The sequence below is a fragment of the Streptomyces sp. NPDC005784 genome, assembly GCF_042871525.1.
Classification (GTDB): Bacteria; Actinomycetota; Actinomycetes; order Streptomycetales; family Streptomycetaceae; genus Streptomyces.
On sequence record NZ_JBIAIQ010000042.1, the window covers coordinates 1 to 867 of the forward strand.

At 70.7% G+C, this 867-nt stretch carries 1 protein-coding gene and 1 rRNA gene; both read left to right on the top strand.

The window, feature by feature from the left end; translation table 11 throughout:
* Nucleotides 1-93 (top strand): 5S ribosomal RNA (rrf, locus tag ACFYR3_RS38345); the annotation flags it as partial.
* Between the two features lie 180 nt (nucleotides 94-273).
* Nucleotides 274-867, top strand: a 594-nt coding sequence (locus tag ACFYR3_RS38350) for a hypothetical protein (RefSeq protein ID WP_389286671.1), incomplete at its 3' end; no start/stop codon positions are given.

The following is an 867-nucleotide window of genomic DNA, read 5'->3' on the forward strand; positions in this document are numbered from 1 at the left end:
ACGCCCGGTTACATTCCGAACCCGGAAGCTAAGCCTCACAGCGCCGATGGTACTGCAGGGGGGACCCTGTGGGAGAGTAGGACGCCGCCGAACAATCTTTGGAGGACCCCTGGTCCCAGCGACTCGCTGGAACCAGGGGTCCTTTTTTGTTTTTTCCGAAGCGCGCCGAGTACCCGGCTGCGCGAGAATGACTTGCGGTACCGATGACAGGAGTCACCATGTCCACCAACTCTCCCGACGAGCGACCGGAGCGCGACCAGCGCCGTCGTGACAGTGGTGACCGCGGTGACAACCGCGGGGGCCCGCGCCGAGACAACGACCGCGGCGGCTCCGGTCGGCGTGACGACAACCGAGGCGGTGACCGCGGTGGTTTCCGCCGCGACGACAGCCGCGGCGGCGCCGGCGGCCGTGACGACCGTCGCGAGGGTGATCGGGGCAGCCGGCCGCCGTTCCGCCGCGACGACCGTCCGAGTGGCCCGCGCCGCGACGACCGCGCGTCCGGTCCGCGCCGTGACGGGGACCGTCCTGCCTTCAACCGTGACGATCGACCCAGCAGCCCGCGTCGTGATGACGACCGGGGTGGTTTCCGTCGCGATGACAACCGCGGTGGTGGCAGTGGTGGCGGGTTCCGTCGCGACGACCGTGGTGGCAGCAGCACCGGAGGTGGCGGCTTCCGCCGCGACGACAACCGCGGTGGCAGCGGCAGCGGTGGTGGCGGCTTCCGTCGCGATGACAACCGTGGTGGCGGTAGTGGTGGCGGGTTCCGTCGTGACGACCGTGGTGGCAGCAGCACCGGAGGTGGCGGCTTCCGCCGCGACGACAACCGCGGTGGCAGCGGCAGCGGTGGTGGCGGCTTCCGTCGCGACG